This window comes from Acinetobacter sp. BEC1-S18-ESBL-01 (assembly GCF_014169935.1).
Lineage (GTDB): Bacteria > Pseudomonadota > Gammaproteobacteria > Pseudomonadales > Moraxellaceae > Acinetobacter > Acinetobacter pittii.
The window spans coordinates 2,280,833-2,294,761 of sequence record NZ_AP022302.1; the positions used below are offsets into that span (position 1 = coordinate 2,280,833).

Annotated in this window: 12 protein-coding genes; 5 read left to right on the forward strand and 7 right to left on the reverse strand. The window is 40.6% G+C overall.

What is annotated here, in order from left to right:
- Positions 1–100: 100 nt before the first annotated feature.
- Positions 101–1,903 carry an acyl-CoA dehydrogenase C-terminal domain-containing protein gene (locus tag H7R46_RS10735; protein ID WP_005069918.1) on the reverse strand — a complete coding sequence of 601 codons (1,803 nt, stop codon included), beginning with the start codon at positions 1,901–1,903 and terminating at the stop codon, positions 101–103.
- Between the two features lie 305 nt (positions 1,904–2,208).
- On the opposite strand from H7R46_RS10735, the gene H7R46_RS10740 reads away from it, so the two are divergent.
- On the forward strand, positions 2,209–2,658 hold the full coding sequence (locus H7R46_RS10740) for a PaaI family thioesterase (RefSeq protein WP_080631125.1): 450 nt from the start codon (positions 2,209–2,211) through the stop codon (positions 2,656–2,658).
- Positions 2,659–2,678: 20 nt separating this feature from the next.
- On the opposite strand, the gene H7R46_RS10745 is transcribed toward H7R46_RS10740, so the two are convergent.
- From H7R46_RS10745 to H7R46_RS10770, 6 genes are read right to left on the reverse strand one after another with little or no spacing between them, the layout of a single operon-like run.
- Positions 2,679–3,896: an MFS transporter gene (locus H7R46_RS10745; protein WP_005069924.1), complete on the reverse strand. Its 1,218-nt coding sequence runs from the start codon at positions 3,894–3,896 to the stop codon at positions 2,679–2,681.
- An 18-nt stretch (positions 3,897–3,914) separates the two neighbouring features.
- The gene (dcaP, locus tag H7R46_RS10750; RefSeq protein ID WP_005069926.1) at positions 3,915–5,231 is read right to left on the reverse strand and encodes an outer membrane trimeric porin-like protein DcaP; all 1,317 of its coding nucleotides are present in this window, start codon (positions 5,229–5,231) and stop codon (positions 3,915–3,917) included.
- A 36-nt stretch (positions 5,232–5,267) separates the two neighbouring features.
- A complete protein-coding gene (locus H7R46_RS10755) occupies positions 5,268–5,921 on the reverse strand; it encodes a 3-oxoacid CoA-transferase subunit B (RefSeq protein ID WP_002114302.1) in 654 nt (217 codons plus the stop codon).
- Entirely contained in the window at positions 5,921–6,589 is a 669-nt protein-coding gene (locus H7R46_RS10760) for a 3-oxoacid CoA-transferase subunit A (protein ID WP_005069928.1), read from the reverse strand. Before H7R46_RS10760 ends, H7R46_RS10755 begins: the two co-directional genes overlap by 1 nt.
- Positions 6,590–6,636: 47 nt before the next feature.
- Positions 6,637–7,920 (reverse strand): MFS transporter, encoded by a 1,284-nt coding sequence (locus H7R46_RS10765; protein ID WP_197697250.1) that lies wholly within the window; start codon positions 7,918–7,920, stop codon positions 6,637–6,639.
- A gap of 58 nt (positions 7,921–7,978) precedes the next feature.
- On the reverse strand, positions 7,979–9,133 hold the full coding sequence (locus H7R46_RS10770; RefSeq protein WP_005069932.1) for an acyl-CoA dehydrogenase family protein: 1,155 nt from the start codon (positions 9,131–9,133) through the stop codon (positions 7,979–7,981).
- Positions 9,134–9,444: 311 nt separating this feature from the next.
- Here H7R46_RS10770 and H7R46_RS10775 point away from each other — a divergent pair, with 311 nt between their 5' ends.
- From H7R46_RS10775 to H7R46_RS10790, 4 genes are all read left to right on the forward strand, one after another.
- Positions 9,445–10,233, forward strand: a complete 789-nt coding sequence (locus H7R46_RS10775; protein ID WP_005069933.1) for an enoyl-CoA hydratase — start codon at positions 9,445–9,447, stop codon at positions 10,231–10,233.
- Positions 10,234–10,262: 29 nt separating this feature from the next.
- Positions 10,263–11,024: an SDR family oxidoreductase gene (locus tag H7R46_RS10780; RefSeq protein ID WP_005069937.1), complete on the forward strand. Its 762-nt coding sequence runs from the start codon at positions 10,263–10,265 to the stop codon at positions 11,022–11,024.
- Positions 11,025–11,085: 61 nt separating this feature from the next.
- Positions 11,086–12,609, forward strand: coding sequence for a 3-hydroxyacyl-CoA dehydrogenase (locus H7R46_RS10785; RefSeq protein ID WP_005069939.1), 1,524 nt, complete (start codon positions 11,086–11,088; stop codon positions 12,607–12,609).
- A 14-nt stretch (positions 12,610–12,623) separates the two neighbouring features.
- Positions 12,624–13,829: a 3-oxoadipyl-CoA thiolase gene (locus H7R46_RS10790; RefSeq protein ID WP_005069941.1), complete on the forward strand. Its 1,206-nt coding sequence runs from the start codon at positions 12,624–12,626 to the stop codon at positions 13,827–13,829.
- Positions 13,830–13,929 lie beyond the last annotated feature (100 nt).

Consider the following 13,929-nt stretch of genomic DNA (forward strand, 5'->3'; position numbering starts at 1 on the left):
TTTTCCTACCAAAAACTGATGAGTCTAAAATTACAAATTTAATCACTAGGTAAAATTTCGCATGTCGATTTCACCCAGTGATTCTAGAACTTATCATTCACTAAAAAGCAAAAGCATCTTGATCGAGCTCCATCACAGATTCAGCTCCTGACTCAATAGAAGCGGCATGGCTCTGTGTACGATGCAAAAGCTTTTGATAGAAAAACTTAGCTGTCGTTAATTTTGCTTTATAAAAATCTTCCTCTTGTGTACCCGATTCTAATTTTTCATGGGCAACTTGTGCCATTCGAGCCCACAAATACGCGAACACAACGTAACTGGAAAAATAAAGATAATCTACTGAAGCGGCTCCTATTTCTTCAGGGTTGTGCTTGGCTTTCTCTGCAATCGATTTGGTCAGTGACAGCCATTGCTGCTTAAGCTCAGCTAATTTTTCTAGATAAGGTTTCAGCACTTCATTGGATTGGTGCTGGCTAATAAACTGATCAATTAAATCAGTCATGTTCTTTAAAAGTTTGCCTTCCGACTTGAGGACTTTACGTGCCAGCAGATCTAGAGACTGAATCTCTGTTGTTCCTTCATACAATGTCGAGATACGTGCATCACGTACAATTTGCTCCATACCATGCTCAACAATAAAGCCGTGGCCGCCAAATACTTGAACGCCATGCTTTGCAGACTCATTACCCGACTCTGTTAAAAAGGCCTTAGCAATTGGCGTTAAAAAAGCCAGTAATTCGTCGGAGTGTTTTTGCTGTTCCTGATCGTTTGAGCTTTCGACAATATCGACATGCTGAGCCAGAAAATAAGCCAGCGCACGACCACCTTCGGAAAAAGCTTTTTGTGTCATTAACATTGAACGTACAGCGGGATGCACAATAATTGGATCGGCATTTTTGTCAGGATATTTAGGACCGGATAACGAACGCATAGCAAGGCGCTCTTTGGCATAACTTAATGCACCTTGAAATGAAATTTCAGAAGCAGCAAGCCCTTGTACAGCTGTTCCAATACGTGCGGTATTCATAAAGGTAAACATACAATTAAGCCCGCGATTTTCCGGACCAATCAAATAACCTTTGGCGCCATCAAAATTAAGTACACAGGTGGCATTGCCATGAATCCCCATTTTATGTTCAATCGCGCTACAGACGACTTTATTACGGTCTTCTAAATTACCTTCATCATCTACATTAAATTTAGGCACAATAAATAAAGAAATGCCTTTAGTCCCTGTAGGTGCCTGAGGCAAACGGGCTAAAACAATATGAATAATATTTTCAGAAAGATCATGCTCACCCGCCGAGATAAAAATCTTTTCACCTGTAATGGAGTAGCTACCGTCCGGATTTGGTTCTGCTTTCGTTCTAATTAACCCAAGGTCCGAACCCGCATGGGATTCGGTTAAACACATGGTTCCGGTCCAAGCCCCACTAATGAGTTTAGTCAAATACTGCTTTTTTTGTTGCTCGGTGCCATGATGCTCAATTGTTCTCATCGCGCCATGAGACAAGCCCGGATACATTGCCCACGCCCAATTAGAACCACATAACATTTCAGAAATTGCAATCCGCAGCAATGTCGGTAAGCCTTGCCCACCATATTCCGGATCGGCAGTTAACGAGGTAAAACCTAGCTCAGCATATTTTTGGTAGGCTTCTTTAAAACCTTTCGGGGTTGTGACTACGCCTTTATTTAAATGACAGCCTTCCTGATCGCCATTTTGATTTATGGGCGCCAACTCATTTTCACAAAAATCTGTTGCTGCTTCTAAATATTGATCAATTAATTCTCGATTTACACTTTCCTGATATTTACTTAAACCTTGGTAGTTCTGTTCTGTTTGAAGCATTTCATGCAGCACAAATTGCATATCACGTAATGGAGCTTTGTATAAAGGCATATTTTTTTCCTTTCACCTCTCTGCCTGTGTCATGGGCAGATATCGTTTTTCCTTAAAATGGACTTTTATTGTTTCAATCTCACCAAAATATCAAAAAATTTCTTATAGCAAAATATATTTTCACTAATTTAATAAAATTATCGTAACTCATAAATGGAGATAAAACATAAATTCATGTTTTAAAATAAAAATATAGTATTAAAAGTAATTAACATTGCTTAATCAAAAATAAATTTAAATTTTGTATTGCAAAATTTTATTCCGTAAAAAATCAATTTATAGTATCGTAATTAGATTGCTTAATAATCCAAGGACGATTCATGGAAAGCCCGAAATACACAGGTCTTGAGTTTTTAACCGCTTTAAAAAATGGTGAAGTTTCTCCATCACCTATGGCTCACACCATACCAATGGAACTCGTTGAAGTTTCCGAAGGTAAAGCAACTTATAAAGTTACTCCTCGCAAAGAACATAGAAATATACAAGGCGGTGTACACGGTGGCTTTTGCGCCACAGCTTTAGATACAGCAACAGGCAGTGCGGCCCATACATTACTTGAACATGGCGTTGGTTATGGAACCATTGATTTAAATGTAAAAATGATCCGTCCCATGCAAGTTGATACTTCGTACTATGCGACAGCCGAGTTGATTAACGCAGGCCGTAAAATTATTAGTACCCAAGGAAAAATCGTAGATGAAAACGGCAAAGTGTATGCTTTTGCTTCGGCAACCTTAATGATTATTCGCAAATAATAAAATATCTAAGCTCCTGTTTATGGAGCTTTTTCTTGGTTTGCAATCTTATTCATTTCATAAAAATCTAAGCGATCAATTATAAAACTTAATATTGCCATCGCTAAACCTAAGGCTACACACGCTTCCCATCCCCAGTGTTTCCATGCATACACCGCAATAAAAGAACCTAAAGCAGCCCCACCAAAATATAAGGTCATATAAATTGAATTAATACGAGAACGGGCCTCGGCCGAGATTCGGTAGACCAGATTTTGGTTGAGTACATGAAATGCCGACAAACCAAAGTACGCCATGATCACACCAACAGCATAGGCCACCAAAGACTGCTGCGCAAAAAATAGTGGTATCCATGCACTTATTAATAGGCCCATGCAAATCACTGCAATTTTATTTTCAAGTCCTGCTGCAATTTTCTTACCTGCCCATGGGGTCGCAAATACACCAGCCAACCCAACAATTCCAAATAAACCAATCTGGAAATCGTTAAAGTGATAAGGCTCATTCGCCAAAATAAAAGTCATGGTGGTAAAAATGAGGGCCAAAATTCCAAAGCCAATTCCCCCTGCAAGACCACGGCGCAGCAAATGAGGTTGATGCACAGCTAATGAAAATAGTGAACCATAGATCTGTAGAATATTGAGTTGATGGGATTTTCGCGCAACCGGTAACTTCACCCACATCACCCAAGCAAATACCAAAATGACAATTCCACTAATTAAATAAACCGCATGCCAAGACCAAACTGTAGAAAGTAAGCCTGCAATAGAACGTGCTAATAATATTCCCAAGAACAGACCACTCATGAGAGTGCCTACAACTTGAGGACTTTTTTTCGGGCTAGCTAGACCTGAGGCGAAAGGAACTAAAACTTGAGTTGCAATCGAAAAGAATGTCGCTAAAAAGGTAAAGCCATATAAAACTGGCAAGGTTTGACTTAAGGATAACCCTACTTGTGCAAGTCCCGTACAACACATGAGCAAGCAAATATAACTGCGCTTTTCAAAAAAGTCGCCTAAGGGAACCAATATAAAAAGGCCAACTGCATATGACAGTTGGCTAATCACAATAGTTAAGGCGACTTGATCGGCATTAACTTTTAATGCTTCTGCAATTGAATAGATTAAGGGCTGGTTATAATAGTTTGAACCCGCACAAATGCCACATGTCATTGCCATGATAAAAATAAAGCTTTTTGACAGTATATTTTCTGCATTGGGCTCAACTATTGTTTTCATCTTTAACTACGTCCCATTTTAGAATTTATACATCGATACAAAGTTTACACGTGATACATCAGCGGTTCTGCCATCAAACACTTCTCGTTTGCCTTGATGATATTCCATCCCAATATCCATTTGCTCAATTGGTGAATAGAAAACGTTAGCTGCGTAATCCGTTAAACGCTTGTTGGCGTCTGGGTTGAGTTTGGTATAAGCCGTGTCGTCATCATAATCAAACATTGAAGCCGATAAGTTTGCACGCCATTGCTCATTAAATTTATATGAATAACCAATATTGATGCTATTCAACTTATTCATAACCAAATCTGTTTTGTCTTCGTTTAAAGAGAAATCACCCGCGGCATTTAAACTTGCTGAATTTGCCAATCCACTTTGAGTGGTGTACGGCATAAATTTTTGATCACCGACAATATATTGATAATTTGCTTGTACCGATTGCTGAGGCGTTAATTGATATTTTAAGCCGCCTCCAGCGCCCCAGCTTACTTTCTTAACTGTGGCGGTTGCGACATCTGTAGACTTTTCATTAATAAAGCCTTGCGCAAGTGCTGTTAAAGGACCTTGTTTAAAGGTATAGCGACCCGTTAAAGTTGGAAATGCCGAGACTCTCGAACCTGTATATTCCAAAGCTACTTTTAAATCATTATGGGCATCAATTTTCCAGTCATAGCGAATTTGAGGAGTCCGCGTATAGGAAGTTCCCACAAATTGGGTGTAATCAACAGCTTCTGTACGAGTTTCCATATTAGACATGAGTGACCATGTTTGACCAAAAGTCCAGTCTTTATAGGTAAAAAATGCATGACGGATGCGGAATTTACCATCTCCCGTTCCCATGTTAGAGCTATCAAAGAAATCGGCTTCAATATTTCCTGTAACCGCTTTATTTGGGCTATTAAAATAAACACCTAATCGGCTTGCATTAATCATGGCATCAGAGCGTGCATGGTTTGAACGCTTTTCACTTTCAAAAGGTGTTCGGTACAAACTGCTGGTCGTTCTACCCCCCGAGTCAGGTGATGATTTAAAATCGACCGCTGCATCAACACGGGCAATACCGTAAACCTTCACATTATCTGTCCAAGTGACCCACGAAGGAGCAACAGGCTTCTCTGTTACAGTGGCTTTAGTTCTTTCAATATTTTCTTCGATCTTTACCTGTTTGGCCTGTAAATTATTTTGAGTTTGTTTCTGAGCAGCAAGTTCTGCTTTTAATTTTTGCAGCTCGGTTTCTAGCAAATTAATTCTTTGTTCTGTGGTATCTGAAGAATTTGCAAAAATAGTCCCTGAAGCCGCAGCGCAAGCTGCAGCTAATATTAATTTTTTCATCTTTTAATCCTTAAAGAAGCGTTTTTCCGTGTGTATTTAGGCTACACGTGCATCGATTAGTTCACAGTCTGTGACTGCCTGTAGCTCATCAAAAGTTAAGCCTTCCACCATTTCTGTGACATAAGCTTTTTGGTCTTTGAGTTCAATAATGCATAAATCGGTATAAATACGATTTACACACTGCTCACCCGTCATTGGATAGCTCAGTTCTTTTACAATTTTGGACTCACCTTTTTTAGTGACGTGTTCCATATAGACATAAATCGTTTTCGCGCCGACTGCCAAATCCATAGCACCGCCGACTGCAGGTACATCATCCGCTTTACCGGTATGCCAGTTTGCCAAGTCCCCATTTACCGCAACTTGGAATGCACCAATCACACAAATGTCCAAATGACCGCCTCGCATAATGTCAAACGAGTCGCCATGATGCATAAAGCATCCACCGTCTAACAAAGTGACAAGTTCTTTTCCGGCATTAACCAAATCTTGATCTTCCTCACCAGGCTGCGGCGGCGGCCCAAAAGCCAAAACACCATTTTCCGAATGTAAAAAGATTTCTTTGTCTTTTGGCAAAAATTTAGCAACGTTGGTCGGCAAGCCAATCCCTAAATTGACATAAGAACCTTCAGGAATGTCATTGGCAATGAGCTTGGCAATATCTTCACGAGAACGTTTTTGAACTGACATTAGATATCTCCTACTTTTACAACGTGCTGAACAAAAATTCCCGGTGTAATAATGCACTCTGGGTCAAGCGTTCCTAGCTCTACGGTGTTATTCACTTGAACAATCGTGGTCTTGGCGGCTTTTGCCATGATTGGGCCAAAATTACGGGCTGCTTTACGGTAAGTTAAATTGCCCCAGCGGTCGGCTTTATCGGCATAAATCAGTGCAAAATCAGCTTCAAGTGGATATTCAAGTACATAGTTTTTACCGTTAATGGTTCGGGTCTCTTTACCCTCGGCAACTTTGGTGCCATAACCAGTCGGCGTAAAAATAGCGCCTAAGCCTGCGCCAGCAGCCTGAATACGACATGCCAAATTACCTTGTGGAACCAGTTCCAACTCAATTTTTCCCGCACGATATAAGTCTTGAAAAACGGTTGATCCAGCAGATTTCGGAAATGAACAAATCATTTTTTTAACGCAACCCGCAATAATAAGCTTGGTTAGACCACGGTCACCAGAAGCCGCATTATTATTTACAATGGTGAGTTCTTTTTTTCCTAAATCGATTAAGGCTTCAATTAATTCAGCAGGTTGCCCCGTCACACCGAACCCGCCTGTCATGATGGTTGCACCATCAGGAATAGCTTTTAAAATCGGTTCAATGTCACTGGTGATTTTATTTATCATCTCACTTGTCCCTTTTCATCCTTAATTTAAGGTGATAGATTGATCTGTCACTCTGCCTTTTGCGGGTTAAATAGTCGGTCTTTAATAAATAACAATGGAATTACCCCGCAGATAAAATAAGCCGCAGCCATCACCAAGAGCCCTAAACCAATAGAACCATTTTGCGATAGATAACCAATTGTTAATGGAGAGAAAATTGAAAGCACTTTGCCAATGTTATAAGCACCACCCACTGCCGAGCCTCGAATAGAAGTCGGAAAGCTTTCTGTCATATAGGTGGCATTAATTGCGTATGGAATACCGTAAAGGAAACCGAAGAACAGCATCATCCATAAAATATTGGTCGGTGTATTTAAATAGACAATCACTGGAATAAATAAAGCTGTACCAATGGTTCCGAAAGCAAATACAGCGCGGCGTCCTAATTTATCGGCAACGATCCCTGCGATTACTTTGGCAAACATCATAATCAGGAAAGTACCGACCATATACATCGCCATTTCTTTAAATTTGATGCCAAGATCAGACTCTAAATAAGCGGGTAACCAGTTACTTACGCCGTAATAACCAAACTGCAATGCACCAGTACTAATAATCCAAAGCACAAACATGGTGCCATGTTTTTTATCTCTTAAAATCTCAAGATATGGATTTTGGCGTTTTTTAGGTTGGTTACTTTGAGCGACTTCTAGCGCTTTTAATTGACGCGCTTTTTTCCATGACTCAGGTTCAGGTACACAAAAGTGCATCAAAACTGACAACACCACGGGCGCAATTGCAATCCAGTAAAGGAAACGCCAGCCATGTTCAGGAATAATATGTCCTGCTAATAATGTCGCGAGTAAAGAACCTAAGGTGTAACCCGTCATGAGAGTAGCCAAAACAGTCGAGCGATGTTTGGTTGGCACCATTTCAGACATTAAGATATTACAGGCAATATAGAGCGCACCTAAACCCATCGCTCCAAATGTTCTTAAAACTGCAAATTGCATATAAGAATCAGTAAAACCCAGTGCGCTGGTTAAAACTGAAGAATAAGCAATAAAGAACACAATAATGCGAACTCGCCCAAAACGGTCACACGCCCAGCCACCAATCAAGCCACCCACTGCCGATCCAAAAAGCGTTAAACTGCCTAACGTTCCAGCTTGTACACCGGTTAAATGAAATTCTGTTTTAAGACTGGTCAGGCTCAATGCCAAAAAACCTAAGTCTGCCCCATCACACAACAATGTTAAAAAAGCGAATATAAATGCGGTAATCCAAATCTTTTTTGGTGTCTGGATAGCTTCACTGCTAGCCGTATTTTGGGTAAATGTTTCTGTTGTCATGTCCATATCCTCAGAAGGAACATGAGGCATCCAATGCCTCATGGCATTTGATTTTTTATTAGGCTGTAGCTTCCCTAATCATGTTTTTGGCAATAATAATTTGTTGAACTTGCGTGGTTCCTTCATATAAACGGAACAAACGCACATCGCGATAAAAACGCTCGATGGCATATTCACTGATATAGCCTGCACCACCATGAATCTGTACGCAGCGGTCAGCAACGCGTCCGCACATTTCAGTTGCAAACATTTTTGCGCATGATGCTTCTGTACTAATATTTTCGCCATTGTCACGGCGGCGAGCCGCATCTAAAACCATACATTTAGCTGCATAAATCTCGGCTTTAGAGTCGGCAAGCATGGCTTGAATAAGCTGAAAGTTTGCAATAGGCTGACCAAACTGCTTACGTTCAATCGCATAGTGTAATGCGTCGTTTAACATGCGTTCGGCAACACCCACGCTATAGGCACCAATGTGTAAACGCCCTTTATCAAGTACTTTCATGGCTGTTTTAAAACCAACACCTTCTACGCCACCAATCAATGCAGAAGCAGGCACACGGCAATTTTCAAAAATCACATCACAAGTGTGCGAGCCCTTTTGCCCCATTTTTTGGTCAATTTTGCCCAACGTAATGCCTGGTGTATTTGCCTCGACTAAAAAAGCTGAAATGCCACCTGACCCTTTAATTTCAGGATTGGTTCGCGCCATTACGGTAAAAGTTGCAGCATGGGGTGCATTGGTAATAAAACGTTTGGTGCCGTTTAACACATAAAAGTCGCCATCTTTCATTGCACTGGTTTTTAAAGAGGCAGCGTCAGAGCCAGATTCAGGCTCGGTTAAACAAAATGAACCAATAATTTCGCCACTTGCATAACGCGGTAAATATTTTTGCTTTTGCTCTTCTGTGCCATCAATCAAAATTGCACTTGAGCCAATACCGTTATTAGTACCAATTAAAGAGCGAAAAGCCGGTGAAGTTTGTCCAAGTTCAAATGCAACTCTGACTTCCTCTTCCATGGTGATACCTAAGCCACCATATTCTTCGGGAATTGTGAGGCCGAACAAACCAAGCTCACGCATTTGCTGCACAATGTCATCTGGAATTTTGTCTTTCTCTACCACTTCGTTTTCACGAGGGATCAATTCATTTTTTACAAAATCTCGAATTGTTGAAAGTAACTGCTCCAACATCCCTTCATCACGGATCATCTGTGATCTCCCTTTTTATGTATTTCCATCGCACCCATCAGCCATCTCCAGCTTGTCTGGATACCATGTTTTAAATCTTGTTTACTGCGGATGTGTTTCATAGTACGAGAACAAAAATACAAATTTCAAGCTTTTTTGAAAATTAATTTCGTTAAACGAAATTTAAAAATACGCCATTACATAATATCAAACACTTAGCTTATTTAATAAATCATAATTGCTCTAATGGACTAAATAATACTTGAAATAAATTCCAAAATAAGCATCATAAAAGGAATATAGTTTTGATGTGCGAAACAAGGAATTCAAAAATGAGTGTATCAACAGGGAATAATTTCGTAGAAGTCGACTTTTCTATTCAAAAAATAGCGATTGTAAAAATTAACCGCCCAGAAGCAAAAAATGCTTTAAACGGTGAAGTTCGCAAACAACTAGCACAAGCTTTTACCGAATTAAGTTTTAACGATGAGATCAATGCGGTTGTGCTCACAGGTGGTGAAAAAGTCTTTGCCGCAGGTGCAGATTTAAAAGAAATGGCAAACGCAACTTCCACAGAAATGTTATTGCGTCATACGGAACGTTACTGGAACGCGATTGCTCAGTGCCCTAAACCTGTGATTGCTGCTGTAAATGGTTATGCATTGGGTGGTGGCTGCGAACTTGCAATGCACGCTGACATTATTATTGCAGGTAAAGGCGCAACCTTTGGCCAACCAGAAATTAAAGTCGGTTTAATGCCGGGTGCTGGTGGTACACAACGTTTATTTCGTGCTGTGGGTAAATTCCATGCCATGCGCATGATTATGACAGGCGCCATGGTGAAAGCCGAAGAAGCTTATATCATCGGTCTTGTTTCACAAGTCACAGAAGATGACCAAACCATTCCAACTGCGATTCAAATGGCACAAAGCCTCGCAAAAATGCCTCCTATTGCCCTGCAACAAATTAAAGAAGTTGCACTAATGAGCGAAGACGTTCCATTAAATGCAGGCTTAACGCTAGAACGAAAAGCATTCCAGTTGTTGTTTTCTACCGAAGATAAAAATGAAGGCGTTCAAGCTTTTATCGAAAAGCGTAAGCCGTCGTATCAAGGTAAATAATTTAAAACCATAATAACAAAGGAATGAAAATGGCCAGAAAAGTATTGATTAGTGCAGGCGGTTCAGGGATTGGACGATGCATTGCCGAGGTATTTTTAAACAATCAGGATGAAGTTTTTGTTTGCGATATTAATGCTAAAAGCCTAGAACAATTTCAACAAGATTATCCAAAGCTACATATATATACCTGTGATTTGGCTGATCATAAACAAATTGAACTTATGTTTAGTCAAGCCATTCAGAAACTTGGCGGTATTGATATTTTAGTCAATAACACAGGCATTTCAGGTCCGACCGTTGCAGCAGATGAGCTAAGTTTTGAAGATTGGAATACGGTCATTAATTTAAATCTGAATAGCACTTTTTTAATTACCCAGTTAGCCATTCCCTATTTAAAGAAAGCACAAGCAGGCGTGATTATTAATATGTCGTCTATTGCCGGCCGCTTAGGCTATCCATATCGATTAGCCTATTCCACTTCAAAATGGGGGCTGATCGGTTTTACCAAAACGCTCTCTATGGAACTCGGTGCAGATAATATTCGAGTTAACGCTATTCTTCCGGGTGCAGTAGATGGTGATCGGGTTCAACGCGTATTACAGGCCCGTGCCGATGTAGCGCATACCTCACTTGAAGAAGTGACTCAAAATGCACTGAAAAATCAGTCGCTCAAATATTTTGTCAATCCAAAGCATATTGCAGATTTATGCCTATTTTTAGCGTCAGACAGTGGTCGCTCAATTTCAGGGCAAATCTTACCCATTGATGGTGATAAACAATGCTTAAGCTAAATCACCCAACCCTATTTTTCCGTTTAATTTCAAATATAGATTAATCATCAGGATGATCGACATGACTTATGATATTAAAAGCATGGCTGTGATTGGTGTAGGTGTTATGGGCAGTGGTATTGCTCAAATTGCTGCACAGTCAGGTCATACCACTTATTTATATGATGCCAAAGCAGGTGCAGCAGAACAGGCTAAAGAAAAACTGGCTGCTACATTTCAAAAGTTAGTCGACAAAAATAAAATTACATCTGAGCAAGCAACAGCAGCAAATAACCATTTAATTGTTGCTCATCAAATTGAAGATTTAAAAAATTGTGACCTGATTGTAGAAGCAATTGTTGAACGCCTTGATATTAAACAAAGCTTAATGCAGCAGCTTGAAGAGGTCGTTTCAGACAATACCATTTTAGCCTCAAACACCTCTTCTCTGTCTATTACAGCCATTGCTGCAAACTGTAAAAAGCCTGAGCGTGTTGTAGGCTATCACTTCTTTAACCCAGTTCCACTCATGAAAGTGGTCGAAGTCATTCGTGGTTTAAAAACAGACCCACTTATTATTGATGCTTTAAACGATTTATCTCGTGCATTTGGTCACCGCCCTGTCGTAGCGAAGGACACCCCTGGATTTATTATTAATCATGCAGGTCGAGCTTATGGCACCGAAGCACTCAAAATTTTAAATGAAAACGTCTGTGATATTAGTGAAATTGACCGAATTTTACGTGACGGCGTTGGTTTTAGAATGGGTCCTTTTGAATTACTCGATTTAACTGGCCTTGATGTCTCGCATCCTGTGATGGAGTCGATTTATCACCAATACTATGAAGAAGCCCGCTACAAACCAAACCCGCTCACCAAGCAAATGCTAGATGCCAAGCAACTTGGACGTAAGGTCAATCAAGGTTTTTATAACTATGAAACTGGTTCAAAAACAGGTGAACAACCTGCAAAGTTTGTAGAGCGTTTAGCACAATATCCAAAAGTTTGGATTGCGGCAGATTTTTTAGATGATAAGAAACAGCTCGAAGATTATTTAACTCAGCAAAATATTACCCTAGACACCAATTCTGAACCACAAACAGATAGCTTATGTTTACTTGCTTGTTACGGTGAAGATACCACTCAAGCGGGGACCCGCCTAGGGGTTAACCCCGAACAAGCTGTTGCTATAGACATGCTTTATGGCATTGCAAAGCATCGCACCTTGATGCCTTCACTCATTACTAAATCTGAATACCGACAAGCCGCTCACTCAATTTTCAATTTAGACGGAAATGTGGTGAGCATGATTGCTGAAAGTATTGGCTTTGTTGCGCAACGCGTTTTAGCAATGGTCATTAATTTAGGCTGTGATATTGCCCAGCAAAATATTGCCACTGTAGATGATATTAATGCCGCGGTACGTCTTGGCTTAGGCTATCCATTTGGACCAATTGAATGGGGAGATCAAGTCGGCAGCGAAAAAGTTTTACTCATTCTAAACCGTATAACCGCACTTACGCATGACCCACGTTACCGCCCTAGCCCTTGGTTACAGCGCCGTGTCGCACTTCATTTACCTCTTACTTTTACTCACGAGTCTTGAAAAGGAATTTCTCAATGTTAAACGCATATATCTATGATGGTTTACGTAGTCCATTTGGCCGTCATGCGGGTGAACTTGCCTCAATTCGCCCTGATGATTTAGCAGCAACCGTTATTCAAAAATTACTTGAAAAAACAGGTGTACCAGGCGCGGATATTGAAGATGTGATTTTAGGCGACACCAACCAAGCGGGTGAAGATAGTCGTAATGTGGCACGAAATGCACTATTGCTTGCCGGTTTACCTGTCACTGTGCCGGGCCAAACGGTAAACCGCCTATGTGCTAGTGGTTTAGGTGCTGTGATTGACTCGGCACGTGCCATTACTTGTGGTGAAGGTGAACTGTATATTGCAGGTGGTGTAGAAAGTATGTCACGTGCTCCCTTTGTGATGGGTAAAGCAGAAAGTGCTTATAGCCGTGATGCAAAAATTTATGACACCACCATTGGCTCTCGCTTTCCAAATAAAAAAATTATTGCTCAGTACGGCGGACATTCAATGCCTGAAACAGGTGATAACGTTGCAGCCGATTTTGGGATTAGCCGTGAGCAAGCAGACTTATTTGCAGCCCAATCACAAGCCAAATATCAAAAAGCCAAAGAAGAAGGTTTCTTTGCCGATGAAATTACCCCAATTGAGGTTTTCCAAGGCAAAAAATTACCGCCTAAACTCGTTTCTGAAGATGAACACCCTCGTCCAAGCTCAACTGTTGAAGCGCTCACAAAGTTAAAACCGCTATTTGAAGGCGGCGTTGTCACTGCTGGTAATGCCTCCGGGATTAATGACGGTGCAGCAGCACTTTTGATTGGTTCTGAAGCGGCAGGTCAAAAATATGGCTTAAAACCAATGGCTAAAATTTTGTCAGCAGCAGCTGCGGGTATTGAGCCACGCATTATGGGTGCAGGTCCGATCGAAGCCATTAAAAAAGCTGTTGCGCGTGCTGGCCTTACTTTAGATGACATGGACATTATCGAAATTAATGAAGCCTTTGCTTCACAAGTTTTATCTTGTTTAAAAGGTTTAAATGTTGATTTTAATGACCCGCGTGTGAACCCGAACGGTGGTGCGATTGCTGTTGGTCATCCACTTGGTGCATCTGGTGCTCGTCTTAGCTTAACAGTAGCGCGCGAGTTAATTCGCCGTAAGAAGAAATATGCCGTGGTGAGCCTATGTATTGGTGTAGGTCAAGGTCTTGCGATGGTGATTGAAAACGTTTCATAACCATTGAACCAGATATCCATTCATCACAACAGCGCAGTGATGAATGGATTTATTTTGCAGAGCGAAATATAATGGCAAAACTATTGCTTTAATTATATTT

Bases quoted from the DNA above. Each gene is read 5' to 3' on its own strand.
- H7R46_RS10775 (WP_005069933.1), top strand. From the start codon at position 9,445: ATGAGTGTATCAACAGGGAATAATTTCGTAGAAGTCGACTTTTCTATT.
- H7R46_RS10755 (WP_002114302.1), bottom strand. From the start codon at position 5,921: ATGTCAGTTCAAAAACGTTCTCGTGAAGATATTGCCAAGCTCATTGCC.
- dcaP (WP_005069926.1), bottom strand. From the start codon at position 5,231: ATGAAAAAATTAATATTAGCTGCAGCTTGCGCTGCGGCTTCAGGGACT.
- H7R46_RS10780 (WP_005069937.1), top strand. From the start codon at position 10,263: ATGGCCAGAAAAGTATTGATTAGTGCAGGCGGTTCAGGGATTGGACGA.
- H7R46_RS10765 (WP_197697250.1), bottom strand. From the start codon at position 7,920: ATGACAACAGAAACATTTACCCAAAATACGGCTAGCAGTGAAGCTATC.
- H7R46_RS10735 (WP_005069918.1), bottom strand. From the start codon at position 1,903: ATGCCTTTATACAAAGCTCCATTACGTGATATGCAATTTGTGCTGCAT.
- H7R46_RS10785 (WP_005069939.1), top strand. From the start codon at position 11,086: ATGACTTATGATATTAAAAGCATGGCTGTGATTGGTGTAGGTGTTATG.
- H7R46_RS10745 (WP_005069924.1), bottom strand. From the start codon at position 3,896: ATGAAAACAATAGTTGAGCCCAATGCAGAAAATATACTGTCAAAAAGC.
- H7R46_RS10790 (WP_005069941.1), top strand. From the start codon at position 12,624: ATGTTAAACGCATATATCTATGATGGTTTACGTAGTCCATTTGGCCGT.
- H7R46_RS10770 (WP_005069932.1), bottom strand. From the start codon at position 9,133: ATGATCCGTGATGAAGGGATGTTGGAGCAGTTACTTTCAACAATTCGA.
- H7R46_RS10760 (WP_005069928.1), bottom strand. From the start codon at position 6,589: ATGATAAATAAAATCACCAGTGACATTGAACCGATTTTAAAAGCTATT.